Source organism: Pseudomonas sp. NPDC089918 (assembly GCF_050280605.1).
Lineage (GTDB): Bacteria > Pseudomonadota > Gammaproteobacteria > Pseudomonadales > Pseudomonadaceae > Aquipseudomonas.
Genome location: NZ_JBNNVP010000040.1, coordinates 33,459 through 59,653 on the forward strand (window position 1 = coordinate 33,459; position 26,195 = coordinate 59,653).

Here is a 26,195-nt window from a genome sequence, read left to right on the forward strand (position 1 = left end):
GCGACTATAGCCGGGCTCGCATAGTCCTTTAAAGATTAAAAAGCACTTTGCTTATTCCAGTTTCTTGAACAGCGCATTGCCGCAACGCGAGCAAAATGCTGCGCCGTGTTCGTGACTGTTTTTCTGGCAGGTCGGGCAATCGTGTTGCAGTTGTTCGCCGCGCATGGCGTTGGCCAGTTCCGCGGTAAAGATCCCTGTTGGCACGGCGATGATCGAGTAACCGGTGATCATCACCAGCGACGAAATCACCTGACCCAACGGCGTCCTGGGCACGATGTCGCCAAAGCCCACGGTGGTCAGTGTGACGATGGCCCAATAGATGCCTTTCGGGATGCTGGTGAAGCCGTGTTCCGGGCCTTCGATCACGTACATCAAGGTGCCGAACACCGTCACCAGGGTGCTGACGCTGAGCAGAAACACCACGATCTTCTGCTTGCTGCCGCGCAACGCCGTCATCAAATAGTTGGCTTGCTTCAGATATGGGCTGAGCTTGAGCACGCGGAAAATCCGCAGCATCCGAATGATCCGGATAATCAGCAGGTACTGCGCATCGCTGTAATACAGCGCAAGAATGCCGGGCACGATCGCCAGCAAATCCACCAGCCCATAGAAGCTGAACGCGTAGCGCAGCGGCTTGGGCGAGCAGTACAGGCGCAGACCGTATTCGATGGCGAAAACGATGGTGAAGCCCCATTCGATGTACGCCAGTATGTCGGCGTAGTTCTGATGAACGCTGTCGATACTGTCCAGAATCACGATCACCAGGCTCGCCAGGATGATCAACAACAGAATGCTGTCGAAGCGGCGACCGGCCGGGGTATCGGCTTGGAAAATGATGACGTAAAGGTCTTCACGCCAGTTTTTATTGCTGTCCATGGAGAACGCCTGAACCAAGAATCAGCGAAGCCTAGGTCGATTCTCCCCGGTAGCGCAAGGCGCGCTGTCCATGGCGGCCTGACGCAACACCCGCATACCTGCGCGAATCATCCAGCAGGCGAGGATGAAGGGGGCCGTCAACGTGGCCAGGCCGAGTGCGGCGAACCCCGGTGTGAGCAACACCGCCAGCAGGATTCCCAACAATGGCAGCCAAGGCTGGCGACGATTTTGGCTGAAGGCGAGGGCGGCGAGCACGGCGTTGTAGCCGCTCAAGCCCTGTAAGGCGCTTGAAGTGTCGTGGTGCAGCAAGGCGAAGATGAGACCAGCAGCGGAGCCGAGCAGCGCCCACAGGAAGGCACGACGGTCAGCGATCATCAAACCTGTGGCAATCAGAGCACCGGCCAGCGGATGACCGAGAAACAGCACCTGACCGAGCCCTTTCAATGACGCGGCGAGCAAATTGAGTGTGGTCATTTCGATCAGCGGCGCGGGTTGCTGGGGAGCGGCAAACGACAGTAGCAACCAGCTCATCCCGACAAAGGGCGCGGTGTAGGCGGGCAGGCAATGAAGATCGCGCGAATGCTTGAGCCATTGCTGAGTGAGCATCGCGCTCAGCCCCCCAGCGGCAATGATCAGCGGTGGCAACAGCACCGACCATGGGAAATAAAGGCTCAGCAGCAGACCGAGCAGAATACCGTTGTAACTGAACAGGCCGGCCTGACGATCAACCTTGGTGTACCCGCGACGTTGCGCGGTGAGCAACCCGGCGACCCCTCCCAGCAACGCACCGCCGAGCAGGGCCGGGGCGCTGAGCAGAATCGCCAACAGACACAGGAGACCGCACAGGGGATGGCACTGGAGGAATACCTGGCTGAAGCCGTTGAGCAGAGCGGTGGCCCAGTCGGGGCAGTGGGTGTTGAAGTGGTTGGCAGGCATGTTAAGGGTCGTTCAGTACAGATCGTTCCCACGCTCTGCGTGGGAATGCCGCAATGGACGCTCTGCGTCTGCTCTTGGGACGCAGAGCGTCCCGGGCTGCATTCCCACGCAGAGCGTGGGAACGATCATCGTGTAGGGGTTAAATCAGGGTTTCGATACGCAACGAATTGGTCGACCCCGGCTGCCCGAACGGCACTCCCGCCGTGATCAACAACGTATCCCCCCGCTGAGCCATGCCCTGTGCCTGGGCAATCTCCAGCGCCGTCGAGCACACTTCGTCCACCTGGCGTAGCCGATCGTTGACCACCGAGTGCACGCCCCACGCCACCGTCAAACGCCGTGCAGTTTGCAAATTCGGCGTCAGGTTGAGGATCGGCACCGTTGGCCGTTCCCGCGCAGCCCGCAGGCTCGAGGTGCCGGACTCGCTGTAATTCACCAGCACCGCCACCGGTAGCACGTTGCTGATGCGACGTATCGCGCAACTGATCGCGTCCGACACCGTGGCCTCGGCTTTCGGTCGGCTCACGTCCAGTTGGGCCTGATAGTCCGGGCCGTTTTCCACCTGACGGATGATCTTGCTCATCATCTGCACCGCTTCCAGCGGATACTCGCCGGACGCGGTTTCCGCCGACAGCATCACCGCGTCCGCGCCTTCGGCCACCGCGTTGGCGACGTCAGTGACTTCGGCGCGGGTCGGGGCGGGAGAGAAGCGCATCGACTCCAGCATCTGCGTCGCCACCACTACCGGTTTGCCGAGTTGGCGGCAGGTGCTGATGATGTTTTTCTGGATTTGCGGCACGCTTTCGGCCGGCACTTCCACGCCCAGGTCACCGCGAGCGACCATGATCGCATCGCTCAATTCGGCGATTTCCCGCAGTTGAGTCACGGCCGATGGCTTCTCGATCTTGGCCATCAGGAAGGCCTTGTCGCCGATCAGTGCGCGGGCTTCGAGAATGTCTTCCGGACGTTGCACGAACGACAGCGCGACCCAGTCCACCCCCAGCTCCAGACCGAAGCTCAAATCGCGACGATCCTTGGCGGTCAGCGGGCTCAGGTCGAGCACCGCTTGCGGCACGTTGACGCCTTTGCGATCCGACAGCTCGCCGCCATTGAGCACCGTGGTGTCGATGGCATCGGCGTACTTGGTCACCACCCGCAGGCGTAGCTTGCCGTCGTCCAGCAGCAGGTCCATGCCAGGCGTAAGCGCAGCGATGATTTCCGGGTGAGGCAGGTTGACCCGGCGCTCATCGCCCGGCGTCGGGTCGAGGTCCAGACGCAAGGCCTGACCACGATGCAACTGCACTTTGCCTTGGGAGAATTTGCCGACCCGCAGTTTCGGGCCTTGCAGGTCCATCAGTATCCCCAACGGGTAATTCAGTTGGCGCTCGACTTCACGAATCCACTGATAGCGCTGGGCGTGGTCGGCGTGATCGCCGTGGCTGAAGTTCAGGCGAAAAATATTGACCCCGGCCTGCACCAGCTCACGGATGTCGTCGATCCCGTTGGTGGCCGGGCCAAGGGTGGCGAGAATTTTGACCTTCTTATCAGGCGTCATGTTTAGTGCTCTCGAGAATCAGGATGGCGCGGAAGTCGTTGACGTTGGTGCGGGTCGGCTCGGTGACGATCAGCGCATCCAGCGCGGCGAAATAGCCGTAGCCATTGTTGTTGTCCAGTTCATCGCAGGCAGCGAGGCCGAGGGCGGCAGCGCGGGCGTAACTGTCTGGGGTCATGATGGCGCCGGCGTTGTCTTCGGAGCCGTCGATGCCGTCGGTGTCGCCGGCCAGTGCGTAGACGCCGGGCAGGCCTTTGAGGCTGTCGGTCAGGCTCAGCAGGAATTCGGCGTTGCGCCCGCCACGGCCATTGCCGCGCACAGTGACGGTGGTTTCGCCGCCGGACAGAATCACGCACGGCGCTGCCAGCGGCTGGCCGTGCTGGACGATCTGCCGGGCAATGCCGGCATGGACTTTCGCCACGTCCCGGGATTCACCTTCCAGGTCGCCAAGAATCAACGGACTGAAACCGGCCTGACGGGCTTTCACCGCTGCCGCTTCGAGCGATTGCTGTGGGCGTGCGATCAACTGGAAATGACTGCGGGCCAGGCTCGGATCGCCGGGTTTGACCGTTTCCGATTCCGGGCTTTGCAGCCAGTGACGCACCGAGGCCGGAACTTCGATGTCGTAACGCTTGAGGATCGCCAGCGCTTCGGCCGAGGTGCTCGGGTCGGCCACGGTGGGGCCGGACGCGATGACTGTGGCGAGGTCGCCCGGTACATCGGAAATCGCATAGGTATAAACCGTTGCCGGCCAGCAGGCTTTGCCCAGACGACCACCCTTGATTGCCGAGAGGTGCTTGCGCACGCAATTCATCTCGCCAATGGTCGCGCCGGATTTGAGCAGGGCTTTGTTGATCGACTGTTTGTCGGCGAGGGTGATGCCGGCGGCGGGCAAGGCGAGGAGGGCAGAGCCACCGCCCGAGAGCAGGAAGATCACGCGGTCGTCTTCGCTCAGGTCGCTGACCAGTTCCAGTACCCGTTTTGCCACGGCCAGGCCGGCAGCATCCGGCACTGGGTGTGCGGCTTCGACCACTTCGATTTTTTCGCACGGGGCGCCGTGGCCGTAACGGGTCACCACCAGGCCGGACACTTCGCCCTGCCAGCAGCGCTCGACCACCTGGGCCATGGCGGCTGCGGCTTTACCGGCGCCGATGACGATCACCCGACCGCTGCGATCTTGGGGCAAATGGGCTTCGAGGACGTGCTGCGGATGGGCCGCGTCGATGGCTGTGGCAAACAGTTCGCGCAGCAATTGTTGCGGATCGACCGACATGGCGGGCTCCCAATCTTATTGTTCTTGGTTTACGCAGATGATCGTTCCCACGCTCTGCGTGGGAATGCCTCAATGGACGCTCCGCGTCCGCTTCGGCAGGGACGCGGAGCGTCCCGGGCTGCATTCCCACGCGGAGCGTGGGAACGATCAGCACAGGGTTTTGTGCAGGTTTTACTTATCGCGAATCGAGAAATTCGCCATGTGTTCCAGGCCTTTGATCAGCGCAGAGTGGTCCCAGTTGCTGCCACCGATGGCCGCGCAGGTGCTGAACACTTGCTGGGTATTGGCGGTGTTCGGCAGGTTGATGCCCAATTCGCGAGCGCCGGCCAGGGCCAGGTTCAGGTCCTTCTGGTGCAGGCTGATGCGGAAGCCCGGGTCGAAGGTGCCCTTGATCATGCGTTCGCCGTGAACTTCAAGGATCTTCGATGATGCGAAACCGCCCATCAGCGCTTCACGCACCTTGGCCGGATCGGCACCGTTTTTCGAGGCGAACAGCAGGGCTTCGGCCACGGCCTGGATGTTCAGCGCAACGATGATCTGGTTAGCCACTTTCGCGGTTTGACCGTCGCCGTTGCCACCAACCAGGGTGATGTTCTTGCCCATGGCCTGGAACAGCGGCAGGGCGCGTTCGAAGGCATCGGCATCGCCGCCGACCATGATGCTCAGGGTCGCAGCCTTGGCGCCGACTTCGCCGCCGGAAACCGGGGCGTCGAGGTACTGCGCGCCTTTCTCGTTGATTTTGGCTGCGAAGGCTTTAGTGGCAGTCGGCGAGATCGAACTCATGTCGATCACGACTTTGCCCTTGCTCACGCCAGCCGCAACGCCATCGGCGCGGAACAGCACGTCATCGACCTGCGGGGTATCCGGGACCATGACGATGATGAATTCAGCTTCCTGGGCCACTTCTTTCGGGTTCGCCAGGGCGACGGCACCAGCGGCCACCAGGTCGGCAGGCGCGGGGTCGTGGTGCGCCGACAGGAACAGGCTGTGACCGGCTTTCTGCAGGTTCAACGCCATTGGGTGGCCCATGATGCCGGTGCCGATAAATCCGATTTTAGCCATGAGAAAATCCTCTTGTTTTTGTGTAGCCAAATAATGTGCGCGTGGCTGAGGTAGACACATCCTGTGGCGAGGGAGCTTGCTCCCGCTGGGTTGCGAAGCGACCCCAAAACAGCCACTGCGGTGTGTCAGGTAGAACTCGCTCGCAGGTTTTACGTCTGCTTCGCAGCCGAGCGGGAGCAAGCTCCCTCGCCACAATGGTTCTGTTTCAACTTCAAATCGCGTTATGGGTTTTAAGCCAGCCCAAGCCCGCTTCAGTGGTGGTCAGCGGCTTGTATTCACAGCCAACCCAACCTTGATAACCGATACGGTCCAGGTGTTCGAACAGGAAGCGGTAGTTGATTTCACCGGTGCCCGGTTCGTTGCGCCCTGGGTTGTCGGCCAACTGGATGTGGTTGATCTCGCCCAGGTGCGCAGCCATGGTCCGGGCCAGGTCGCCCTCCATGATTTGCATGTGATAGATGTCGTATTGCAGGAACAGGTTGGCGCTGCCGACCTGCTCGCGAATCGACAGGGCTTGCGCCGTGTTGTTCAAGTAGAAGCCTGGGATGTCCCGGGTATTGATCGCTTCCATCACCAGTTTGATACCCGCCGCTTGCAGCTTGTCGGCCGCGTATTTGAGGTTGGCGACGAAGGTCTTTTCCACGGTGGCATCGTCGACACCTTGCGGACGAATACCGGCCAGGCAGTTGATCTGGGTGTTGCCCAGCACTTTGGCGTAAGCGATGGCCAGATCGACACCGGCGCGGAATTCTTCGACCCGATCCGGTAGGCACGCGATACCGCGCTCGCCCTTGGCCCAGTCACCGGCCGGCAGGTTGAACAGCACCTGGGTCAAGCCATTGGCATCGAGCCTGGCCTTGATTTCGGCGGAGCTGAAATCGTAGGGGAACAGGTATTCGACACCACTGAAGCCGGCCTTGGCGGCAGCGTCGAAACGGGCAAGAAAATCCTGCTCGGTGAACAGCATGGACAGGTTGGCTGCGAAACGCGGCATGGTGGTCTCCTGTAAATATGTGCAGATCCCCTGTGGGAGCCAGCCTGCTGGCGATAGCGGTGGGGCAGTCAACATCAATGTTGAATGTGCCGGCCTCATCGCGAGCAGGCTCGCTCCCACAGGGGTATCGATCAGCAGTTAGTCGAGCAACGAAATCGCCGTTGGCGCATCGTTGCCGACCAGCGCCAGGTCTTCGAATTCGTTGACGGCGTTGATCTCGGTGCCCATGGAAATGTTGGTCACGCGCTCCAGAATGATTTCGACGATCACCGGCACTTTGAACTCCTCGATCAGTTCCTGAGCCTTGCGCAGGGCAGGCTGGATCTGAGCCGGTTCGAACACCCGCAACGCCTTGCAACCCAGGCCTTCGGCGACAGCGACGTGGTCGACACCGTAACCGTTGAGTTCCGGAGCGTTGAGGTTGTCGAAAGACAACTGCACGCAGTAGTCCATGTCGAAACCGCGCTGGGCCTGACGGATCAGCCCCAGGTATGAGTTGTTCACGACAACGTGGATGTATGGCAGCTTGAACTGCGCGCCTACGGCCAGTTCTTCGATCATGAACTGGAAGTCATAGTCCCCAGACAGCGCCACAACCTTGCGGGTCGGATCAGCCTTGACCACGCCGAGTGCGGCCGGAATGGTCCAGCCCAACGGACCGGCTTGACCGCAGTTGATCCAGTGACGCGGTTTGTAGACGTGCAGGAACTGCGCGCCGGCAATCTGCGACAGACCGATGGTGCTGACGTAGCAGGTGTCTTTGCCGAACACCTGGTTCATCTCTTCGTAAACGCGTTGCGGCTTGACCGGTACGTTGTCGAAGTGAGTCTTGCGCTGCAGGCTGGCTTTGCGTTGCTGGCAGTCTTGCAGCCAGGCGCTACGGTTTTTCAACTTGCCGGCGGCTTGCCATTCACGAGCGACTTCGATGAACACGGTCAACGCGGCTGCAGCGTCGGACACGATGCCCAGGTCCGGGGTGAACACCCGGCCGATCTGGGTCGGTTCGATGTCGACGTGAATGAACTTGCGGCCTTCGGTATAAACGTCGACCGAACCGGTGTGACGGTTCGCCCAACGGTTACCGACACCCAGCACCACATCGGACTTCAGCATCGTGGCGTTGCCGTAACGGTGTGAGGTTTGCAGACCGACCATGCCAACCATCAGCGGGTGATCGTCCGGGATGGTGCCCCAGCCCATCAGGGTCGGGATCACTGGAATGCCGGTCAGCTCGGCGAACTCCACCAACAGTTCGCTGGCGTCGGCATTGATGATGCCACCACCGGCCACCAACAGTGGGCGCTCAGCCTGATCGAGCATGGCCAGGGCCTTCTCGATCTGCACGCGGTTAGCGGTCGGCTTGGCCAGCGGCAGCGGTTCATAGGCGTCGATGTCGAATTCGATTTCGGCCATCTGCACGTCGAACGGCAGGTCAATCAGCACTGGGCCAGGGCGGCCGGAGCGCATTTCATAGAAGGCTTTCTGGAACGCGTAAGGCACCTGGCCCGGCTCCATGACGGTGGTCGACCACTTGGTGACCGGCTTGACTATGCTGGTGATATCGACGGCCTGGAAGTCTTCCTTGTGCATCCGGGCCCGGGGTGCCTGGCCGGTGATGCACAGGATCGGGATCGAGTCGGCCGAGGCGCTGTAGAGCCCGGTGACCATGTCGGTACCGGCCGGGCCGGACGTGCCGATGCACACGCCGATGTTACCGGCCTTGGTGCGGGTGTAGCCCTCGGCCATGTGCGAGGCGCCTTCAACGTGGCGAGCGAGGACGTGATCGATGCCACCGACCTTTTGCAAGGCGGAGTACAGCGGGTTGATCGCGGCGCCCGGGATGCCAAAAGCGGTATCAACCCCTTCACGGCGCATCACCAGAACGGCGGCTTCGATTGCTCTCATTTTGCTCATGGTTTTGTGCCTCTTACGTTTTATAATTGTATACAAGTGGCTTTGCGCAGAGTGTATTCACGGCGGACGGCGCAGGTCAATCCATTTTCTCAAGCAGCTGTTTCATTCGTCGGAAGCCCGAAGGACTGTGGCTTTTCGTCGCATGTGGCGCTTTTCGAGAATTATTGTATACAAAAAAATAATTCATTGTGTTCTATTTGTTGCATCGGATTGCGCAACAGAAGGTAATCCAACGGCTTTCCCAATAACAAAATGAGGACGGCACCATGAGCGCTTTAACCTTGAACGTTGCAGTCAACCTGGCCAACCAGGCCATCTCCGCAGGCCGCGCAATCTCTGCCGCGCCCTTGACCGTTGCCGTGCTGGACGCCGGCGGGCACTTGATAACGCTGCAGCGCGAAGACGGCGCCAGCCTGCTACGCCCGCAGATCGCCATCGGCAAAGCCTGGGGCGCCATCGCCCTGGGTAAGGGCTCACGCCTGCTGGCCCAGGACGCCCAACAACGCCCGGCGTTCTTCGCCGCGCTGAATAGCCTGGGGCAGGGCAGCGTCGTCCCGGTACCGGGGGGCGTGTTGATTCGGGATCAGGATGGGAGTGTGTTGGGGGCGGTGGGGATCAGCGGTGATTTGTCTGATGTGGATGAGCAGTGTGCGATCAGAGCGATCGAGACGCAGGGGTTGAGGGCGGATGCGGGGGTGATTGGTTGATCTTCAGCGTCTGAACAGTCGCCATCGCGAGCAGGCTCGCTCCCACAGGGATGTTTGTTCACACGTATTTTGTGTTCACAGAGATCCAATGTGGGAGCTAGCCTGCTAGCGATTGCTATCTCCCGGACACATCCTGCCAACAGTCTGTACATCTCAATCGAGTCAGCCGAGCTAGCCTTCCCAGGATCAATTCATGGGAGAGGCAAAGGAATGTCTGGCTTACCTGCTTCACATCGCCTACGACGCGGTCGCTATGCTGAAACCAACCGAATTTATCTGCTGACTACCAATACGTTTGGACGAACACCGATATTCAAAAATTTTGCGCTGGGTCGTTTGGTCGTGGATCAGTTCAGAACTGCGCAGCATCAAGGCATCGCAAATTCATTGGCCTGGGTTGTAATGCCCGATCATTTCCATTGGTTGGTTGAGTTATAGCAGGGATCATTGAGTGACCTCATGCAGAAGACCAAGTCGATGAGCACCAAAACGGTAAATCGTTTTACTGGTCACAAGACCACTCTTTGGCAGAAAGGCTTTCATGACCGGGCTCTGCGGCGAGAGGAGGATCTGGTGACGGTGGCGCGATATGTCGTGGCCAATCCATTGCGGGCTGGTCTGGTGAAAAAGCTTGGCGACTATCCGCTGTGGGATGCCATTTGGGTTTGAACTGACATCGAGTTGTCTTCATCGCTAGCAGGCTAGCTCCCACAGGGGATTTTGTTTACGCCATCGATCAAATGTGGGAGCTAGCCTGCTGGCGATAAATGCACCGCGGTCTATCAGTCCAGCTCACACCCCTTAAGCACCAACCGGATAATCGTCTGCGCCGCCGCCTCATAGTCGGCCTCATCCAGCTTGGCTTTACCGGTAACCGCAGAGATCTGCCAGTCGAAGTCGGCATAGGTCTGGGTCGCGGCCCAGATGCTGAACATCAGGTGGTTGGGGTTGATCGGGGCGATCTGGCCGCGGTCGATCCAGGTCTGGATGCAGTCGATGTTGTGCCTGGCCTGGCCGTTGAGCTGCTCGACCAGGTCGGGGCTCAGGTGCGGGGCGCCGTGCATGATTTCGCTGGCGAACACCTTGGAGGCGAAGGGCAGGTCACGGGAGATGCGGATTTTCGAGCGAATGTAGCCGCTCAGCACTTCGCTGGGCACGCCGTCGGCGTTGAACGGCGTCGAGGCCTGCAGGATTGGCTCGATGATGCTTTCCAGGACCTCGCGGTAGAGATTTTCCTTGGATTTGAAGTAGTAGTAGACGTTGGGCTTGGGCAGCCCGGCCTTGGCCGCGATGTCACTGGTTTTGGTCGCAGCGAAGCCCTTGTCGGCAAATTCTTCACTGGCGGCACGCAGGATCAGTTCTTTGTTGCGCTCGCGGATGGTGCTCATAAACCAAGGAGTTCCTTGCCTGTTCTGGCGGTTGCGCATGGTAGCACCGGCCTCGCGCGGCGCTCAAGAATGCCCCGTCTGGCCTCGGGTCGCGCTATGCTGCGCACCATTCATTCAAGAAGGAAACCTGATTCATGGCAGGAAGCAGTTTGCTGGTGCTGATCGACGACATCGCCACCGTACTGGACGATGTGGCGTTGATGACCAAAATGGCCGCGAAGAAGACCGCCGGCGTGCTTGGCGACGATCTGGCGCTCAATGCCCAGCAGGTTTCCGGCGTGCGTGCCGAGCGGGAAATCCCGGTGGTGTGGGCCGTGGCCAAAGGCTCGTTCCTCAACAAGCTGATCCTGGTGCCGTCGGCCTTGGCCATCAGTGCGTTCATTCCGTGGCTGGTCACGCCGTTGTTGATGGTCGGTGGCGCTTACCTGTGCTTTGAAGGCTTTGAGAAACTCGCCCACAAGTTCCTGCACAGCAAAGCTGAAGATCAGGCCGAACACGCAGAATTGGTCGAGGCCGTGGCCAACCCGGCGGTCGATCTGGTGGCGTTCGAGAAGGACAAGATCAAAGGGGCGATCCGTACCGACTTCATCCTCTCGGCGGAAATCATCGCCATCACCTTAGGTACCGTGGCTGCCGCTTCGCTGACCCAGCAAGTGATCGTGCTCTCGGGCATCGCCATCGTCATGACCATCGGCGTCTACGGCCTGGTAGCCGGCATCGTCAAACTCGATGACCTCGGTCTGTGGCTGACCCAGAAGCCCGGTCAAATGGCCAAAAGCATCGGCGGCGGGATTCTGCGTGCAGCGCCGTACATGATGAAAAGCCTGTCGGTGATCGGTACCGCGGCGATGTTCCTGGTCGGCGGCGGGATTCTGACCCACGGCGTGCCGGTGGTTCATCACTGGATCGAGAGTGTCAGCGCGGGTGCTGGTGGGGCCGGGTTTATCGTGCCGACGTTGCTGAATGCTGTGGCCGGGATTATTGCCGGTGCGGCGGTTTTGGTGGGCGTAATGGCTGTCGGCAAGCTTTGGAAAACGGTGAAAGCCTGAACCTGTGGGAGCGAGCCTGCTCGCGATAGCGGTCTAGCAGTCAACATTGATGGTGAATGTGATGGCCTCATCGCGAGCAGGCTCGCTCCCACAGTTGATTGGTGGTGTTTGAGACGCCGCGCATAAAAAGGCCATTCGACGCAAATCGAATGGCCTTTTTTATTGTCGACAGAATTACTCGGCGACCTGCAGCTTGCGCGACTCGGTGTACACGTAACGCACTTTTTCATACTCGAACGGCGTGTTCAGTTGGCCGTAACGGAAGCTGTTCTGATAGCGCTTGTCGATGACGCGAAGTGCCCAGACTTCCGGATGGTTGGAGCTGACTTCGGCCACGTTCAGGAAGTTGATCGCCGATTCGCCGGTGTAATCCACCACCAGGCCTGCAGTGTCACGCAGGTTTGACGGGCCGAGGATCGGCAGCACGAAGTAGGCGCCACCCGGTACGCCGTAGAAGCCCAGTGTCTGACCGAAGTCTTCGCTCTGGCGCGGCAGCCCCATGGCGGTGGCCGGGTCCCACAGGCCAGCGACACCGATGGTGGTGTTGAGCAGCAGGCGCGCGGTGGTTTCCATCGAACGCTGACCTTTGAATTGCAGCAAGCTGTTCACCAGGTTTGGCACATCGCCGACGTTGTTGAAGAAGTTGCTGACGCCGGTGCGCAGGAAGCTTGGGGTGATGTAGCGATAGCCGTTGACCACGGGCAGGAACACCCATTGGTCGAAACGGTAGTTGAAGTGGTAGACGCGGCGGTTCCATTCTTCCAGCGGGTCGTAGACGTTCAGCGCGTTGAGCGTCGAACGTTCGAACTCGCGCTGATCCAGCCCCGGGTTGAATTTGAGTTTGCTCAGCGGTTCCTTGAAGCCGTCACTATCGACCACCACAGGTGCATTGGCTTTGCTGTTGTCGGCATTGGCGACGCCTGCACAGAGTAACGCTGCGATCAGCAAGGGGTATTTAGCCACGGAAAAACTCCAGCATGGCGTCGCTGTTGACGCGATAGTTGAGGTTGCCGCAATGGCCGCCCAATGGATAAACAGTCAAACGGTCGCCGAAGGTGCGGCGCAGAAACCCCAGGTCGCCAGGGCCGAGGATCACGTCGTCGGCGTTGTGCATGACGGCGATTTTCGGGCTGTCGTGCAGGTAGTCCTTGAGTGCATACAGGCTGACCTGATCGATCAGTTGCAGCAGGCTGCCGCCGTCGGTGCGGGCGCGCCACATCGGAATGACCTGTTCGGTCAGGTAGCAGTCGAAGTCGCATTGCAGTGCGCGTTTGAGAAACGGCGTGAGGGTGGTGCCTTCGGTGATCGGGTATTTCGGTGGCGTGATCAGGCCGCGGCGGTTGATCAGGTCCGAGGTGAAGGCGATGTCCGCTGCCGAGAAACGGAACGAAGTGCCAATCAGCATGGCCATCTGTTCGTTGCTCAAGTGCTGCTTGGACTGCTGGAAGTCGTAGAGCAGGGCATCGTTGAGGTCGATGTAGCCCTTCTGCTGGAAGTAGCGGGTCAGTTTGTCCAGTACCAGTTCATAGAAGGTGGTGCTGTTGTTGATGCCCTTTACCTCTGTCTGTACCAGCTTGTCCAGGTTGGTGACCGAGGTGTAAAGGTTGACCGGTGGGTTGAGCAGCAAGACTTTCTTGAAATTGAAGCTGCGACGGGTTTCATCCAGGTGCGCGACAAATGCCGCATCCAGTGCGCCAAGGCTGTAACCGGTCAGGAAATAATCGGTGACCGGCAGCTTCGGGTTCTGCGCCCGCACGGCCTGCATCACCCGGTACATGTCTTCGGCATCCTCCTTGGTCACGCCCGGTGTGGCGAAACGCGAAGCGGCGGTCATGAAGTCGAAGCTGGTCGGCGACGACAGCTGCACCACGTGATAGCCGGCCTTGTAGTAGAGCTTTTTCAGGTACTCGTTGAGGGTGCTGTCATAGCGTGCACCCGTGCCGGAAATCAGGAAGATCAACGGTGCCGCTTGATCTTGCGTGGCGATGCGGTAGGTGAGTTTCTTTACCGGCCAGAAGTTGTCCGGCAGGCTGAATTCACGCTCGGGGCGCAACGTGACGCTGCGATCCTCCTGATTGATATCGTCGTCGAGCGGCAACTCCGGGCGTAACTCCGGCGGTGTTGTGGCGATAGTCGCCTCGAACGGGTTGGTCAGGGGGTAGCCGTAACTGGCGGCATCAATGTCGGCCGCCAGTGCGGACGCACTTAAAATCAAGCCGCCAAACAGGGCGGCGCAGCGCAAGGAACGGAGCATGACTAGATCCCTTAGAGGAAGGTGCCGGATGAAGTTCGCAGGCTATGACCACAGGATTTGCGCCAAAGTGCCATGATGGGCACCAATCAGGCCTGATTTCGGAGCAACGGTAGCTGGACGATACACTTTGCAGCTATTTGATGAACAGTTATCTGTTGATGTCACTTGCTTACCGCGGGCGGGGGATTAAGCTGGCCGCCGATTTCGTTTATTGGAGTGTTGCATGTCCCGCCGTCTGCCCGTGATCCTGTTGCTCGTTCTTCTGCCATTATGGCTGGCCGCCAGTTATGGCGCGCGTTATGGCTTCATGGAGGATGCGCAATGGGTCGGCATCTGCGTGGATGAGGCCAGTCGTTGGGAATGCCAGATTCGGTCGAACCTGGGCTTGATGATTCATTTCAAGGTGTTGGGCTGGACGGCAATGGCCGCCGCCGTGATTGGTTTTGTTCTACCAGGGCGAGCGGGGTGGTGGCTGGCGGTGCTGGCGCTGGTGTTCGGGTTTCCGGCGCTGGCGTTGTACAACACCACGTTGGCGGTGTTTGCGGTGGTGATTGCTGCTTTGCGTCTGGTCCGGGCTTCTCGTAGCGCCTGATAAAAAAGATCCCAGTCTGCGGCAGCGCCCACAGGCGCGTAGGAGCTGCCGAAGGCTGCGATCTTTTGATCTTGCTTTGTTGATCAGCCCTTGCGAACCCGCAAGCTGCGCCACAACGCCGCCACCATCAACACACTCACCAGCGCCCAACCCCAGGCCTGCTGGTTCTGCAAACCTTCTTGATACAACTGTGGCGCAATGCCGGCGCCGATGATGAAGGTCAGCAGGGCGATTTCCCGGCGCGGCACACTGACCGGACGGCACAGGTACACCAGCGCCGGCAGGATGAACGCGACACTCGGGAAGCTGCGATAACGCGGGTCGAACACCAGTTCCAGCATTATCACCGCCGCGGCAAAACCTGCCGCGGCCAGCCACCAGCCAGCGCGACGCTCCAGTGCATTGAAGGCGCGTTCACGCCAGCCAGTACGAGCGCTCAAGGTCAGCGCAGCATGGGCCAGCACCAACAGATTCAACCCCGTCAGCAAAGCGACCCATAGCCATTCACTGGCAAACCGTGTGGTGACCCGAGCCAGATCGCCCCAGGCGCCAATCGAACAGGCCGCCAGCGCGCCGAGCAGCGGCAGTACCAGCGCCGCGCGGGTGCTGCGAACGCGACCGCCGAGGATCAGTGTGCCGATGAAGATCAACCCACCCAGCGCCAGCCATTGCGACCAGTACGGCACGTTCGATACCGGTCCGGCGAGTACGCCTTTATCCTGACGATCGGCGTCGAACAATCCCCAGTAACCTCCGACCGCACCTTCGCTGGCGCGTTTCCAGGGCTGGTCGAATGCCTCGATCAGGTTGTAATGCCAGCCTTGCTGTTCGGCCATGATCACAAAGCTACGAATAAACTTGGCTTCATTGACCCGGCTCGGCAGCGCGGTTTCGCGCTGACGGCCTTCGCTCGGCCAACCGGTTTCGCCAATCATCACGTCTTTGGGCGCGAATTTGTTGCCGAACACCTGACGCACTTCGGCCACATGCTGCAGCGCGGCGTCGATGTTCGACGGATCGTCTTCCCAGTACGGCAGCAAATGAATGGTCAGGAAGTCCACCGCCGGAGCGATTTCGGGATGCTTGAGCCAGAATTCCCAGACGTCGGCGTAGGTCACCGGTTGTTTGACCTGACTTTTGACCTTGTTAATCAGCGTCGCCAACTGTGCGCCGGTGACTTCCTTGCGCAGCAGGGTTTCATTACCTACGATCACCGAGGTCACTACATCGGCGTTGGCATTGGCCGAGGCGATCAGCAGGTCGACCTCCTTGGCGGTGTCCACCGGGTTGCTGTTGACCCAGGCGCCGATCATCAGCTTCAAGCCGTGCTTGCGTGCCAGGTCGGGCAGGGCCTCAAGGCCAGTCATGGAATAAGTACGGATGCATTCGAAACGGGTTGCCAGCAGTGCGAGGTCGGCGTCCATGCGCTCGGGGCGCAGTTTGAACGGCACATCGAACGGCGATTGGTCTTTGTCGAACGGGGTGTAGGAGGCGCATTGCAGCTTGTGTGTTGCGCTGGCCACGTCCGGCAGGATCACCGGTTTGCCGAGTCCATACCAGAAGCCACCGAGGGCAAAAAGCCCCAACAGGCAGGCAAATAAATAAGCAAGAAGAGGAAAGCGGGATGTCGCGGGCATGGTCAGGCCGTCTGGGAACAAAGCCGCGCATGTTACCTGCATTTGTCCCGCGCTTGGTGGCCCGCATAATTTTGACATGCAAAGTTTGGGCGGGGTGGCGGATGGATTTGCGACGGTTGCAATTAATGGCCTTCTGATGTCGTTTCTCGATGCCTTGAGGTCGCTGGCAGAGCAGGTCGTCGTTGGCGTCAGGTTGATTATCGTGGCGTCAGTACTCCGCTGATGTTTGAACGAGTTTGCGGTGAGGCGTGATGGGGGCGCTGTGCACCATAACAATACGTTGAGCGGCTCGGCATCCGTCGAGCGCAGCACTTTCGGGGAAGTAACGATGAAGATGCGACGACTCTTGGGCGCAGGTGCCGCTTTGGTGCTGGCGATCAGTTCTACGATGGCCAGTGCTGAAGGCAAGGCAGTGACGATCGGTTATGTAGACGGCTGGTCGGACAGCGTCGCCACGACCAACGTGGCCGCGGAAGTGATCAGACAGAAACTCGGTTATGACGTGAAGCTGCAAGCGGTTGCCACCGGGATCATGTGGCAGGGTGTGGCCACTGGCAAACTCGACGCCATGCTGTCGGCGTGGCTGCCCGTGACTCACGGTGAATACTGGACCAAGAACAAGGATCAGGTCGTCGATTACGGCCCGAACTTCAAGGATGCGAAAATCGGTCTGATCGTGCCGGAGTACGTCAAGGCCAAGTCGATTGCCGATCTGAAAACCGACGACAGCTTCAAAAATCGTATCGTCGGTATCGATGCCGGTTCAGGCGTGATGCTCAAGTCCGAGCAGGCGATCAAGGACTATGGCCTGGACGGCTATACCCTCAAGGCCAGTTCCGGCGCCGGCATGATTGCCGAGCTGACCCGTGCCGAGAAGAAAAACGAATCCATTGCCGTCACCGGTTGGGTGCCGCACTGGATGTTCGCCAAGTGGAAACTGCGCTTCCTGGAAGACCCGAAAGGCGTTTACGGCGCAGCTGAAACCGTGAACAGCATCGGCAGCAAAGAACTGGCAACCAAAGCGCCTGAAGTTGCGAAGTTCCTGAAGAACTTCCAGTGGGCGTCGAAAGACGAAATCGGCCAAGTCATGTTGGCGATTCAGGACGGTGCCAAGCCTGAAGCAGCAGCGAAGGATTGGGTGGCCAAACACCCGGATCGCGTTGCCGACTGGGTCAAATGATTTGATCTGAAGCGTCTAGTCAGCACCTATCGAGGCCCCTTGGCATTTATGCCAAGGGGCCTTTTGCTTTTTTATGTGTTTAACGCATGCATGAGAAATGGCGACTCTGTCATGTCGTTCTAATACTAAGGTCGTCTGGAACCTGTCCGGCAGCCGCATAGAGTGGATACCGTTCCAACTAAATCTGTGCTGCGAGGATAAAAACAATGAACGACAGCATTTACCTCTCGATTCAAAACAGCCCGCGCTTCAAGGAGCTGGTCAGCAAGAGAGAACGATTCGCCTGGATTCTTTCAGCGATCATGCTTGGGCTGTACTCCGGATTCATTCTTTTGATTGCTTACGGGCCGCATATCCTGGGCGCAAAAATCAGCCCCGAGTCCTCAATTACCTGGGGCATTCCGATCGGTGTCGGGCTGATTGTTTCGGCCTTTATCCTGACGGGCATCTACGTGCGACGCGCCAATGGCGAATTCGACGACTTGAACAATGCGATTCTCAAGGAGGCTCAGCAATGATCCGGCGTCTAATGGCTCTATTGAGCATCGCAGCCTTCGCACCTGGCGCCTGGGCGGCTGAAGCCCTGACGGGTGCGGTACAGAAACAACCACTCAACATTTCCGCGATCCTGATGTTCGTGGCATTCGTGGGTGCAACCCTGTGCATCACTTACTGGGCTTCCAAGAAAAACAACTCGGCCGCCGACTACTATGCGGCGGGCGGCAAGATCACCGGTTTCCAGAACGGCTTGGCGATTGCCGGTGACTACATGTCCGCGGCGTCCTTCCTGGGTATTTCCGCCCTGGTGTTCACCTCCGGCTACGATGGCCTGATCTACTCGATCGGCTTCCTGGTGGGTTGGCCGATTATTCTGTTCCTGATCGCCGAGCGCCTGCGGAACCTGGGCAAATACACCTTTGCCGACGTGGCGTCCTACCGCCTCGGGCAAACCCAGATCCGCTCGCTGTCGGCATGCGGTTCGCTGGTGGTGGTGGCGTTCTACCTGATCGCGCAAATGGTGGGTGCTGGCAAGCTGATTCAGCTGTTGTTCGGTCTCGACTATCACGTTGCGGTGATCCTGGTCGGTATCCTGATGTGCATGTACGTGCTGTTCGGCGGCATGCTGGCGACCACGTGGGTGCAGATCATCAAGGCGGTGCTGTTGCTGTCCGGTGCCTCGTTCATGGCACTGATGGTGATGAAGCACGTCAACTTCGACTTCAATGCGCTGTTCTCCGAGGCGATCAAGGTTCACCCTAAAGGTGAAGCAATCATGAGCCCGGGCGGCCTGGTGAAAGATCCAGTTTCGGCGTTCTCCCTCGGCCTGGCACTGATGTTCGGTACCGCTGGTCTGCCGCACATCCTGATGCGCTTCTTCACCGTGAGCGACGCTAAAGAAGCGCGTAAAAGCGTGCTGTATGCAACTGGCTTCATCGGCTACTTCTACATCCTGACCTTCATCATCGGCTTCGGCGCGATCTTGCTGGTCAGCACTAACCCGGCCTTTAAAGATGCGGCTGGCGCGCTGATGGGCGGCAACAACATGGCGGCGGTGCATTTGGCCAACGCGGTGGGTGGCAGCATCTTCCTGGGCTTCATCTCGGCGGTGGCGTTCGCAACCATCCTGGCGGTGGTGGCTGGTCTGACCCTGGCCGGTGCTTCGGCAGTGTCCCATGACCTGTACGCCAGTGTGATCAAGAAGGGCAAGGCCAACGAGAAGGACGAGATCCGTGTCTCGAAAATCACCACCATCGCTCTGGCGGTGCTGGCGATCGGCTTGGGCATACTGTTCGAGAAGCAGAACATCGCGTTCATGGTGGGCCTGGCGTTCTCCATCGCGGCAAGCTGCAACTTCCCGGTACTGCTGCTTTCCATGTACTGGAAGAAGCTGACGACTCGTGGTGCGATGATCGGCGGCTGGCTGGGTCTGGTCAGTGCTGTTGGCTTGATGGTGCTGGGGCCAACCATCTGGGTGCAGATCCTGGGTCACGAGAAGGCGATCTTCCCGTATGAATACCCGGCGTTGTTCTCCATGGCCATTGCGTTTGTCGGGATCTGGTTCTTCTCGGTCACTGACAAGTCGGCCGAAGGTGTGAACGAGCGGGCGCTGTTCTTCCCGCAGTTTGTCCGTTCGCAGACCGGGTTGGGGGCGAGTGGGGCGGTTTCGCACTAAGGCTTTGAGTTTCTATATATAAGCTGAGCTACACAAAATGCCCTGGTCGAGAGATTGGGGCATTTTTTATTGGGCGGTTATCGGACTCTGTTCGGCTTGCTCGCGAAGGCGGCCTGATAGCGCGCCGGGCTCTTTGATCGTTTACATATCCGTTTCTGCGGTAACGGCCACTTATGGTTTCGTTTTTACAACGAGTCACTTTGGAAAAGCCCCAAAGTAACCAAAGGGCTTCTGCCCCGCCATTCGGTGCCTCGCCTAGGCTCGGCATGCCCTCACTCCGGCATTGCTCCGGGGGCCCGCCGCCATCGGCCATCCATGGCCGGGGGCGGCTACCGCGGCATCCTTGCCGCGGTGCCCCCTACGCAACGCCTGCGTTCGGCCTCTGGGAAAGGGGCGGCAGATCAAGATCAAAAGCCAAAGCCAAAGCAACGGCAACGGCAAGATCAACAGCTTCGCGAGCAAGCCCGCTCCCACAGGGATGATGTGCATCTGCAAGAGGCTGGTCGGCTGTCAGGCCGCCATCGCAGGCAAGCCAGCTCCCACAATGGAGCGGCGTACCACGGCGCTTTTCACTACTCTATAGGCCGAGCGTTAGCTCGCCTGCAGCTGTTGATTTTGATGCACCGCCCCCTCGTGAGGCCGAGTGGAGGTTCTGCGCAGTGGGCAACCCGGCATGGATGCCGGGTTAGCCGCGCACGGCCATGGATGGCCGATCGCGGCGGGCCCACGGAGCAGGACCGGAGCGAGGGCATGCCGAGCCTGGGCGAGGCACCGAACGACAGGGGCAAAAGCCCTTGGTTACTTGGGGCTTTTCCAAGTGACCCGCTGTAAGAGCGGAACCGTCAGCCGGCGCAACCGAAGAAACGGATATGTACACAACCATAGAGCCCGGTCGGCCCTCAGGCCGTCGCGTAACTCAACGTCAGGCACAAACAAAAACGGCCCCTATCTAAATAGAGGCCGTTTCCGGTACAGCTCAAGACGTTATCGCAAGACGGCTCTTATCAGCGGTCTTCAAGCCGGGTGATATCACGCGACTCATAGCCAGTGTACAGCTGACGCGGACGGCCAATCTTGTACGGGCTGGAGAGCATTTCTTTCCAGTGGGAAATCCAGCCGACAGTCCGCGCCAGAGCGAAGATCACGGTGAACATGCTGGTCGGAATGCCGATCGCCTTGAGGATGATCCCCGAGTAGAAGTCGACGTTCGGGTACAGCGAGCGTTCGATGAAGTACGGATCGGTCAGGGCGATCTCTTCCAGGCGCATGGCCAGTTCGAGTTGCGGATCGTTGGTGATGCCCAGCTCTTTCAGCACTTCGTCGCAGGTTTGCTTCATGACGGTGGCGCGTGGGTCGCGGTTTTTGTAAACCCGGTGACCGAAGCCCATCAGTTTGAACGGATCGTTCTTGTCCTTGGCCTTGGCGATGTACTTGTCGATGTTCGAAACATCGCCAATCTCGTCAAGCATGGTCAGAACGGCTTCGTTCGCACCGCCGTGGGCAGGGCCCCACAGTGCAGCGATACCGGCAGCGATACAGGCGAACGGGTTGGCACCCGACGAGCCGGCCAGGCGTACGGTAGAAGTCGATGCGTTCTGCTCGTGGTCGGCATGGAGGATGAAGATCCGGTCCATGGCCTTGGCGAGTACCGGGCTGATCGGTTTGATCTCGCACGGGGTGTTGAACATCATGTGCAGGAAGTTTTCCGCGTACGACAGGTCGTTGCGCGGGTACATCATGGGTTGGCCCATGGAGTACTTGTAAACCATTGCGGCCAGGGTCGGCATCTTGGCAACCAGGCGGATCGCGGAGATTTCGCGATGCTGCGGGTTATTGATGTCGAGGGAGTCGTGGTAGAAGGCCGAGAGGGCACCCACTACGCCGCACATGACGGCCATCGGGTGAGCGTCGCGACGGAAGCCGTTGAAGAAGGTCTTCAATTGCTCGTGAACCATGGTGTGGTTCTTCACGGTGCCGACGAACTGGGCCTTCTGTTCTGCGGTCGGCAATTCGCCGTTGAGCAGCAGATAGCAGGTTTCCAGGTAGTCCGACTTTTCAGCCAACTGTTCGATCGGGTAGCCGCGGTGCAGCAGAATGCCGTTGTCGCCGTCGATATAGGTGATCTTCGACTCGCAGGAGGCAGTCGACATGAAACCAGGGTCAAAGGTGAAACGGCCCGTGGCCGTCAGGCCCCGAACGTCGATAACATCGGGACCAACGGTGCCGGTTAAAATGGGCAGCTCGACGGGGGCTGCGCCCTCGATGATCAACTGCGCTTTTTTGTCAGCCATGTGGCCTCCTATTTATGCTTGAAATCATCAGACAGACCCCCCACGCAGGGCCCGCACCACTATAGTGAGATAAATTCGAATGTCAATTTGCCTAAAGTCTTGCTCCAGAAGGCTTTAACCGGACTTTTTCCTCGAAATTGACTGCCATTTACGCCTTTTATGTCACTTGTGCAATCAGCTATTAGGGGAAGGTGAACGCGTTGTCATTAGTAGCCTAACTGTCTATACTCGGCCACCGACCGCCAGGGGCTTTTGGGCCTGCTTTATTGGGGGTCGCATCCCTGGGTGGTGGTTACCTGACCAGTGCACTCCCCAACAACTTTGCCCTGATTGTTAGGGGCTCTTCAGTGTGAAAAAAAGCCGTGAAAAGCCAACGACCTGTAAACCTAGACCTAAGGACCATCAAACTCCCCATCACCGGCGTTACGTCGTTTCTTCACCGTGTTTCCGGCATCATCCTCTTCCTGGGCCTTGGCTTCATGCTTTATGCATTGGGCAAATCTCTGGGTTCCGAGGAAGGTTTTGCCGAGGTGAAGGCATGCTTGACCAGCCCGCTGGCCAAGTTCGTAGCATGGGGCCTCCTGTCCGCTCTTCTGTATCACCTGGTAGCCGGTGTGCGCCATTTGATTATGGATATGGGCATCGGTGAGACGCTGGAAGGCGGCAAACTGGGCTCGCAAATCATTATCGCCGTATCTGCGGTGTTGATCGTTCTGGCGGGAGTTTGGATATGGTAACCAGCGTTACGAACCTGTCGCGTTCGGGCCTCTATGACTGGATGGCACAGCGTGTGTCTGCGGTCGTTCTCGCGGCTTATTTCATCTTCCTGATCGGATACCTCGTTGCGAATCCAGGCATTGGCTACGACCAATGGCATGCCCTGTTCGCCCACAACGGGATGCGTATCTTCAGTCTGCTGGCCCTTGTAGCCCTGGGCGCTCACGCCTGGGTCGGCATGTGGACCATCGCGACTGACTACCTGACGCCGATGGCGCTGGGCAAGTCCGCGACTGCAGTACGTTTCCTTTTCCAGGCAGTATGCGGCGTTGCGATGTTCGCTTACTTCGTCTGGGGTGTGCAGATTCTCTGGGGTATCTGATCCATGGCTAACATTCCAACGATTTCTTTCGACGCCATCATTATTGGTGGCGGCGGTGCCGGCATGCGCGCAGCGCTGCAACTGGCACAAGGCGGTCACAAGACTGCCGTGATCACCAAGGTTTTCCCGACGCGTTCGCACACCGTATCGGCTCAGGGTGGCATCACCTGCGCTATCGCTTCTGCGGACCCGAACGATGACTGGCGCTGGCACATGTACGATACCGTCAAGGGTTCCGACTACATCGGTGACCAGGACGCTATCGAATACATGTGTCAGGAAGGCCCGGCTGCGGTGTTTGAACTGGACCACATGGGTCTGCCGTTCTCCCGTACCGAGCAAGGCCGTATCTATCAGCGTCCATTCGGCGGTCAGTCGAAGGATTACGGTAAAGGCGGGCAGGCTGCCCGTACCTGCGCCGCTTCCGACCGTACCGGTCACGCGCTGCTGCACACCCTTTATCAGGGCAACCTGAAAGCTGGCACCACGTTCCTTAACGAGTACTACGCTGTTGATCTGGTGAAGAACCAGGACGGCGCATTCGTCGGCGTGATTGCCATCTGCATCGAAACCGGCGAAACCACCTACATCCGCGCCAAGGCTACCGTACTGGCCACCGGCGGTGCAGGTCGTATCTACGCATCGACCACCAACGCCCTGATCAACACCGGTGACGGCGTTGGTATGGCGCTGCGTGCAGGCGTACCGGTACAAGACATCGAAATGTGGCAGTTCCACCCGACCGGCATCGCCGGCGCCGGTGTACTGGTTACCGAAGGTTGCCGTGGTGAAGGTGGTTACCTGATCAACAAGCACGGCGAGCGTTTCATGGAGCGTTATGCTCCGAACGCCAAAGACCTTGCCGGTCGTGACGTCGTTGCCCGTTCGATGGTTAAAGAGATCATCGCCGGTAACGGTTGCGGTCCGAATGGCGACCACGTAATGCTCAAACTCGACCACCTGGGCGAGGAAGTGCTGCACAGCCGTCTGCCAGGTATCTGCGAACTGTCCAAGACTTTCGCACACGTTGACCCTGTTGTTGCTCCGGTTCCGGTCGTTCCGACCTGCCACTATATGATGGGCGGCGTTCCGACCAACATTCACGGTCAGGCAATCACCCAGAACGACGAAGGCGTCGACGAAATCATCCCTGGCCTGTTCGCAGTGGGTGAAGTGGCGTGCGTATCGGTTCACGGCGCCAACCGTCTGGGCGGCAACTCGTTGCTTGACCTGGTGGTATTCGGCCGCGCTGCCGGCCTGCACCTGGAAAAAGCGCTGAGCGACGGTATCGAATACGATGACGCCACCGACGCTGACATCAACGCGGCCCTGGCACGTCTGTCCGCTCTGAACGAGCGTACTGAAGGTGAAGACGTGGCAACCCTGCGTCGCGAACTGCAAAGCTGCATGCAGAACTACTTCGGTGTGTTCCGTACCGGCGAATACATGCAGAAGGGTATTGCTCAGCTGGCTGATCTGCGCGTGCGTATCGCCAACGTCAAGATCAACGACAAGAGCCAGGCGTTCAACACGGCGCGTATCGAAGCGCTGGAACTGCAGAACCTGCTGGAAGTGGCCGAAGCCACTGCTATCGCTGCAGAAGTGCGCAAAGAGTCCCGCGGTGCTCACGCCCGTGAAGACTTCGAAGACCGTGACGATGAAAACTGGCTGTGCCACACCCTGTACTTCCCGGGTGACAAGCGCGTTACCAAGCGTGCTGTGAACTTCTCGCCGAAGACTGTTCCGACTTTTGAACCTAAGATTCGGACTTATTAAGGGTGGCCGCCATGTTGCAAGTCAGTGTTTATCGTTACAACCCTGATCAGGACGCTGCGCCGTTCATGCAGGAATTCCAGGTTGATACCGGTGGTAAAGACCTGATGGTGCTGGACGTGCTGGCCCTGATCAAAGAGCAGGACGAAGGTTTCTCCTATCGTCGCTCTTGCCGTGAAGGTGTTTGCGGTTCCGACGGCATGAACATCAACGGCAAAAACGGTCTGGCATGCATCACGCCGCTGTCTGCCGTCGTTAAACGTAACAAGCTGATCGTTCGTCCGCTGCCAGGTTTGCCGGTTATCCGTGACCTGGTCGTCGATATGAGCATCTTCTACAAGCAATACGAAAAGGTTAAGCCATACCTGCAGAACGACACGCCGGCTCCGGCCATCGAGCGTCTGCAGTCCCCTGAAGAGCGTGAAAAGCTCGACGGTCTGTACGAGTGCATTCTGTGCGCTTGCTGCTCGACTTCGTGCCCGTCCTTCTGGTGGAACCCGGACAAGTTCCTGGGGCCGGCTGCTCTGCTGCAAGCCTATCGCTTCCTGGCAGACAGCCGCGACAACAAGACATCCGAGCGTCTGGCTTCGCTGGATGACCCGTTCAGCGTATTCCGCTGCCGGGGCATCATGAACTGCGTCAACGTTTGTCCGAAAGGCCTGAACCCGACTAAGGCCATCGGTCACATCCGTAACATGCTGCTGCAAAGCGGCGTGTGATTCAGCTGCTGTACCCGTAGGACCGCTGTACCCGTAGATGCTACGGCGCAGGCTTCAACCGGCGCCGTAGTTTTAACCTGGGCAGCAGCTTATAAGGCTGCGGCTCTTATTTTGAAGAAATGAGACAAGCAGGGGCATCCGGGCTGGTACCCGGACTATCAGCGTGATCCTAAGTGGCTTGTTTTAGTCGCTGCATTCGGACTTCTGCAAGTTTTCTCGGTGTCGACGCCGGTGGTGTTCCCCTAACCGAGGGTGACCAAGCATGCAAGAAAGCGTGATGCAGCGCATGTGGAACAGCGCCTACCTATCCGGTAGTAACGCTGCCTATGTGGAAGAGCTCTACGAGCTCTACCTGCACGACCCTAACGCTGTGCCAGAAGAGTGGCGCACCTACTTCCAGAAGTTGCCTGCTGATGGCAACACTGCCACCGATGTTTCGCACTCCACAATTCGCGATCATTTCGTCTTGCTGGCAAAGAACCAGCGCCGCGCCCAACCGGTTTCCGCCGGTAGCGTGAGCAGTGAGCACGAGAAGAAGCAAGTTGAAGTGCTGCGATTGATCCAGGCCTACCGTATGCGTGGCCACCAGGCAGCCCAGCTTGACCCGCTGGGGCTGTGGCAGCGTCCTGCACCTGCAGATCACCGCCTGGCGGTAAATATGATCGGCCACGTCACCGGCGGCGAACACGCCTGCAATGTCCGTGGCAGTGGCATCACCTTCGCTGC

At 59.0% G+C, this 26,195-nt stretch carries 23 protein-coding genes and 1 pseudogene; 12 read left to right on the forward strand and 12 right to left on the reverse strand.

Annotation, left to right across the window (positions count from 1 at the left end):
* Window positions 1-51 precede the first annotated feature (51 nt).
* The 7 genes from ACQKPC_RS23845 to gcl all read right to left on the reverse strand — a co-directional run bounded on the left by ACQKPC_RS23845 (window position 52) and on the right by gcl (window position 8,607).
* Entirely contained in the window at window positions 52-876 is an 825-nt protein-coding gene (locus ACQKPC_RS23845) for an ion transporter (protein WP_427626728.1), read from the reverse strand.
* A 21-nt stretch (window positions 877-897) separates the two neighbouring features.
* Entirely contained in the window at window positions 898-1,812 is a 915-nt protein-coding gene (locus ACQKPC_RS23850) for an urea transporter (RefSeq protein WP_427626730.1), read from the reverse strand.
* Window positions 1,813-1,951: 139 nt separating this feature from the next.
* Window positions 1,952-3,367 (reverse strand): pyruvate kinase, encoded by a 1,416-nt coding sequence (pyk, locus tag ACQKPC_RS23855; protein ID WP_427626732.1) that lies wholly within the window; start codon window positions 3,365-3,367, stop codon window positions 1,952-1,954.
* Window positions 3,357-4,637: a glycerate kinase type-2 family protein gene (locus ACQKPC_RS23860; protein ID WP_427626734.1), complete on the reverse strand. Its 1,281-nt coding sequence runs from the start codon at window positions 4,635-4,637 to the stop codon at window positions 3,357-3,359. Before ACQKPC_RS23860 ends, pyk begins: the two co-directional genes overlap by 11 nt.
* A gap of 171 nt (window positions 4,638-4,808) precedes the next feature.
* The gene (locus ACQKPC_RS23865; RefSeq protein WP_008073038.1) at window positions 4,809-5,699 is read right to left on the reverse strand and encodes a 2-hydroxy-3-oxopropionate reductase; all 891 of its coding nucleotides are present in this window, start codon (window positions 5,697-5,699) and stop codon (window positions 4,809-4,811) included.
* Window positions 5,700-5,910: 211 nt separating this feature from the next.
* Complete coding sequence (gene hyi / locus ACQKPC_RS23870) at window positions 5,911-6,693, reverse strand: hydroxypyruvate isomerase (RefSeq protein WP_427626736.1); 783 nt, start codon at window positions 6,691-6,693, stop codon at window positions 5,911-5,913.
* A 138-nt stretch (window positions 6,694-6,831) separates the two neighbouring features.
* Complete coding sequence (gene gcl / locus ACQKPC_RS23875) at window positions 6,832-8,607, reverse strand: glyoxylate carboligase (RefSeq protein ID WP_007894263.1); 1,776 nt, start codon at window positions 8,605-8,607, stop codon at window positions 6,832-6,834.
* 266 nt (window positions 8,608-8,873) lie between these two features.
* Here gcl and ACQKPC_RS23880 point away from each other — a divergent pair, with 266 nt between their 5' ends.
* Together ACQKPC_RS23880 and ACQKPC_RS23885 are read left to right on the forward strand one after the other, a co-directional pair.
* A complete protein-coding gene (locus ACQKPC_RS23880; protein ID WP_427626738.1) occupies window positions 8,874-9,314 on the forward strand; it encodes a GlcG/HbpS family heme-binding protein in 441 nt (146 codons plus the stop codon).
* A 210-nt stretch (window positions 9,315-9,524) separates the two neighbouring features.
* A pseudogene (locus ACQKPC_RS23885) lies at window positions 9,525-9,983 on the forward strand (REP-associated tyrosine transposase).
* A 113-nt stretch (window positions 9,984-10,096) separates the two neighbouring features.
* Here the strand turns inward: ACQKPC_RS23885 and ACQKPC_RS23890 are convergent.
* A complete protein-coding gene (locus ACQKPC_RS23890) occupies window positions 10,097-10,702 on the reverse strand; it encodes a TetR/AcrR family transcriptional regulator (protein ID WP_427626740.1) in 606 nt (201 codons plus the stop codon).
* 134 nt (window positions 10,703-10,836) lie between these two features.
* Here ACQKPC_RS23890 and ACQKPC_RS23895 point away from each other — a divergent pair, with 134 nt between their 5' ends.
* Window positions 10,837-11,751, forward strand: coding sequence for a DUF808 domain-containing protein (locus tag ACQKPC_RS23895; RefSeq protein WP_427626742.1), 915 nt, complete (start codon window positions 10,837-10,839; stop codon window positions 11,749-11,751).
* Between the two features lie 174 nt (window positions 11,752-11,925).
* On the opposite strand, the gene ACQKPC_RS23900 is transcribed toward ACQKPC_RS23895, so the two are convergent.
* Window positions 11,926-12,714, reverse strand: coding sequence for an MlaA family lipoprotein (locus ACQKPC_RS23900; RefSeq protein WP_218394209.1), 789 nt, complete (start codon window positions 12,712-12,714; stop codon window positions 11,926-11,928).
* Complete coding sequence (locus tag ACQKPC_RS23905; RefSeq protein WP_192345748.1) at window positions 12,707-14,005, reverse strand: serine/threonine protein kinase; 1,299 nt, start codon at window positions 14,003-14,005, stop codon at window positions 12,707-12,709. The genes ACQKPC_RS23900 and ACQKPC_RS23905 overlap by 8 nt, the downstream gene beginning before the upstream one ends.
* A 223-nt stretch (window positions 14,006-14,228) precedes the next feature.
* Here ACQKPC_RS23905 and ACQKPC_RS23910 point away from each other — a divergent pair, with 223 nt between their 5' ends.
* The gene (locus ACQKPC_RS23910; protein WP_427626745.1) at window positions 14,229-14,597 is read left to right on the forward strand and encodes a hypothetical protein; all 369 of its coding nucleotides are present in this window, start codon (window positions 14,229-14,231) and stop codon (window positions 14,595-14,597) included.
* A gap of 83 nt (window positions 14,598-14,680) precedes the next feature.
* Here ACQKPC_RS23910 and ACQKPC_RS23915 read toward each other — a convergent pair whose 3' ends face one another.
* Entirely contained in the window at window positions 14,681-16,276 is a 1,596-nt protein-coding gene (locus ACQKPC_RS23915) for a beta (1-6) glucans synthase (RefSeq protein ID WP_427626747.1), read from the reverse strand.
* Between the two features lie 286 nt (window positions 16,277-16,562).
* On the opposite strand from ACQKPC_RS23915, the gene ACQKPC_RS23920 reads away from it, so the two are divergent.
* The 3 genes from ACQKPC_RS23920 to ACQKPC_RS23930 all read left to right on the forward strand — a co-directional run bounded on the left by ACQKPC_RS23920 (window position 16,563) and on the right by ACQKPC_RS23930 (window position 19,587).
* The gene (locus tag ACQKPC_RS23920) at window positions 16,563-17,414 is read left to right on the forward strand and encodes a glycine betaine ABC transporter substrate-binding protein (protein WP_427626748.1); all 852 of its coding nucleotides are present in this window, start codon (window positions 16,563-16,565) and stop codon (window positions 17,412-17,414) included.
* Between the two features lie 206 nt (window positions 17,415-17,620).
* Complete coding sequence (locus tag ACQKPC_RS23925) at window positions 17,621-17,932, forward strand: DUF485 domain-containing protein (RefSeq protein WP_008026759.1); 312 nt, start codon at window positions 17,621-17,623, stop codon at window positions 17,930-17,932.
* A complete protein-coding gene (locus tag ACQKPC_RS23930; protein WP_427626751.1) occupies window positions 17,929-19,587 on the forward strand; it encodes a cation acetate symporter in 1,659 nt (552 codons plus the stop codon). The genes ACQKPC_RS23925 and ACQKPC_RS23930 overlap by 4 nt, the downstream gene beginning before the upstream one ends.
* Before the next feature lie 1,004 nt (window positions 19,588-20,591).
* Here ACQKPC_RS23930 and gltA read toward each other — a convergent pair.
* Entirely contained in the window at window positions 20,592-21,878 is a 1,287-nt protein-coding gene (gltA, locus tag ACQKPC_RS23935; protein WP_008071464.1) for a citrate synthase, read from the reverse strand.
* 362 nt (window positions 21,879-22,240) lie between these two features.
* Between gltA and sdhC the strand changes: the two genes are divergently transcribed.
* From sdhC to ACQKPC_RS23960, 5 genes are all read left to right on the forward strand, one after another.
* Complete coding sequence (sdhC, locus tag ACQKPC_RS23940) at window positions 22,241-22,615, forward strand: succinate dehydrogenase, cytochrome b556 subunit (RefSeq protein ID WP_032830362.1); 375 nt, start codon at window positions 22,241-22,243, stop codon at window positions 22,613-22,615.
* Window positions 22,609-22,977 (forward strand): succinate dehydrogenase, hydrophobic membrane anchor protein, encoded by a 369-nt coding sequence (gene sdhD / locus ACQKPC_RS23945; RefSeq protein ID WP_008071469.1) that lies wholly within the window; start codon window positions 22,609-22,611, stop codon window positions 22,975-22,977. The genes sdhC and sdhD overlap by 7 nt, the downstream gene beginning before the upstream one ends.
* Window positions 22,978-22,980: 3 nt before the next feature.
* Complete coding sequence (sdhA, locus tag ACQKPC_RS23950; protein WP_123496127.1) at window positions 22,981-24,753, forward strand: succinate dehydrogenase flavoprotein subunit; 1,773 nt, start codon at window positions 22,981-22,983, stop codon at window positions 24,751-24,753.
* 11 nt (window positions 24,754-24,764) lie between these two features.
* Complete coding sequence (locus tag ACQKPC_RS23955; protein ID WP_007898989.1) at window positions 24,765-25,469, forward strand: succinate dehydrogenase iron-sulfur subunit; 705 nt, start codon at window positions 24,765-24,767, stop codon at window positions 25,467-25,469.
* A 262-nt stretch (window positions 25,470-25,731) separates the two neighbouring features.
* Window positions 25,732-26,195 (forward strand): 2-oxoglutarate dehydrogenase E1 subunit family protein (locus ACQKPC_RS23960; RefSeq protein WP_427626755.1); only part of this gene is annotated, 464 nt, incomplete at its 3' end.

Bases quoted from the DNA above. Each gene is read 5' to 3' on its own strand.
- ACQKPC_RS23845 (WP_427626728.1), bottom strand. From the start codon at position 876: ATGGACAGCAATAAAAACTGGCGTGAAGACCTTTACGTCATCATTTTC.
- ACQKPC_RS23850 (WP_427626730.1), bottom strand. From the start codon at position 1,812: ATGCCTGCCAACCACTTCAACACCCACTGCCCCGACTGGGCCACCGCT.
- pyk (WP_427626732.1), bottom strand. From the start codon at position 3,367: ATGACGCCTGATAAGAAGGTCAAAATTCTCGCCACCCTTGGCCCGGCC.
- ACQKPC_RS23860 (WP_427626734.1), bottom strand. From the start codon at position 4,637: ATGTCGGTCGATCCGCAACAATTGCTGCGCGAACTGTTTGCCACAGCC.
- ACQKPC_RS23865 (WP_008073038.1), bottom strand. From the start codon at position 5,699: ATGGCTAAAATCGGATTTATCGGCACCGGCATCATGGGCCACCCAATG.
- hyi (WP_427626736.1), bottom strand. From the start codon at position 6,693: ATGCCGCGTTTCGCAGCCAACCTGTCCATGCTGTTCACCGAGCAGGAT.
- gcl (WP_007894263.1), bottom strand. From the start codon at position 8,607: ATGAGCAAAATGAGAGCAATCGAAGCCGCCGTTCTGGTGATGCGCCGT.
- ACQKPC_RS23880 (WP_427626738.1), top strand. From the start codon at position 8,874: ATGAGCGCTTTAACCTTGAACGTTGCAGTCAACCTGGCCAACCAGGCC.
- ACQKPC_RS23890 (WP_427626740.1), bottom strand. From the start codon at position 10,702: ATGAGCACCATCCGCGAGCGCAACAAAGAACTGATCCTGCGTGCCGCC.
- ACQKPC_RS23895 (WP_427626742.1), top strand. From the start codon at position 10,837: ATGGCAGGAAGCAGTTTGCTGGTGCTGATCGACGACATCGCCACCGTA.
- ACQKPC_RS23905 (WP_192345748.1), bottom strand. From the start codon at position 14,005: ATGCTCCGTTCCTTGCGCTGCGCCGCCCTGTTTGGCGGCTTGATTTTA.
- ACQKPC_RS23910 (WP_427626745.1), top strand. From the start codon at position 14,229: ATGTCCCGCCGTCTGCCCGTGATCCTGTTGCTCGTTCTTCTGCCATTA.
- ACQKPC_RS23915 (WP_427626747.1), bottom strand. From the start codon at position 16,276: ATGCAGGTAACATGCGCGGCTTTGTTCCCAGACGGCCTGACCATGCCC.
- ACQKPC_RS23920 (WP_427626748.1), top strand. From the start codon at position 16,563: ATGAAGATGCGACGACTCTTGGGCGCAGGTGCCGCTTTGGTGCTGGCG.
- ACQKPC_RS23925 (WP_008026759.1), top strand. From the start codon at position 17,621: ATGAACGACAGCATTTACCTCTCGATTCAAAACAGCCCGCGCTTCAAG.
- ACQKPC_RS23930 (WP_427626751.1), top strand. From the start codon at position 17,929: ATGATCCGGCGTCTAATGGCTCTATTGAGCATCGCAGCCTTCGCACCT.
- gltA (WP_008071464.1), bottom strand. From the start codon at position 21,878: ATGGCTGACAAAAAAGCGCAGTTGATCATCGAGGGCGCAGCCCCCGTC.
- sdhD (WP_008071469.1), top strand. From the start codon at position 22,609: ATGGTAACCAGCGTTACGAACCTGTCGCGTTCGGGCCTCTATGACTGG.
- sdhA (WP_123496127.1), top strand. From the start codon at position 22,981: ATGGCTAACATTCCAACGATTTCTTTCGACGCCATCATTATTGGTGGC.
- ACQKPC_RS23955 (WP_007898989.1), top strand. From the start codon at position 24,765: ATGTTGCAAGTCAGTGTTTATCGTTACAACCCTGATCAGGACGCTGCG.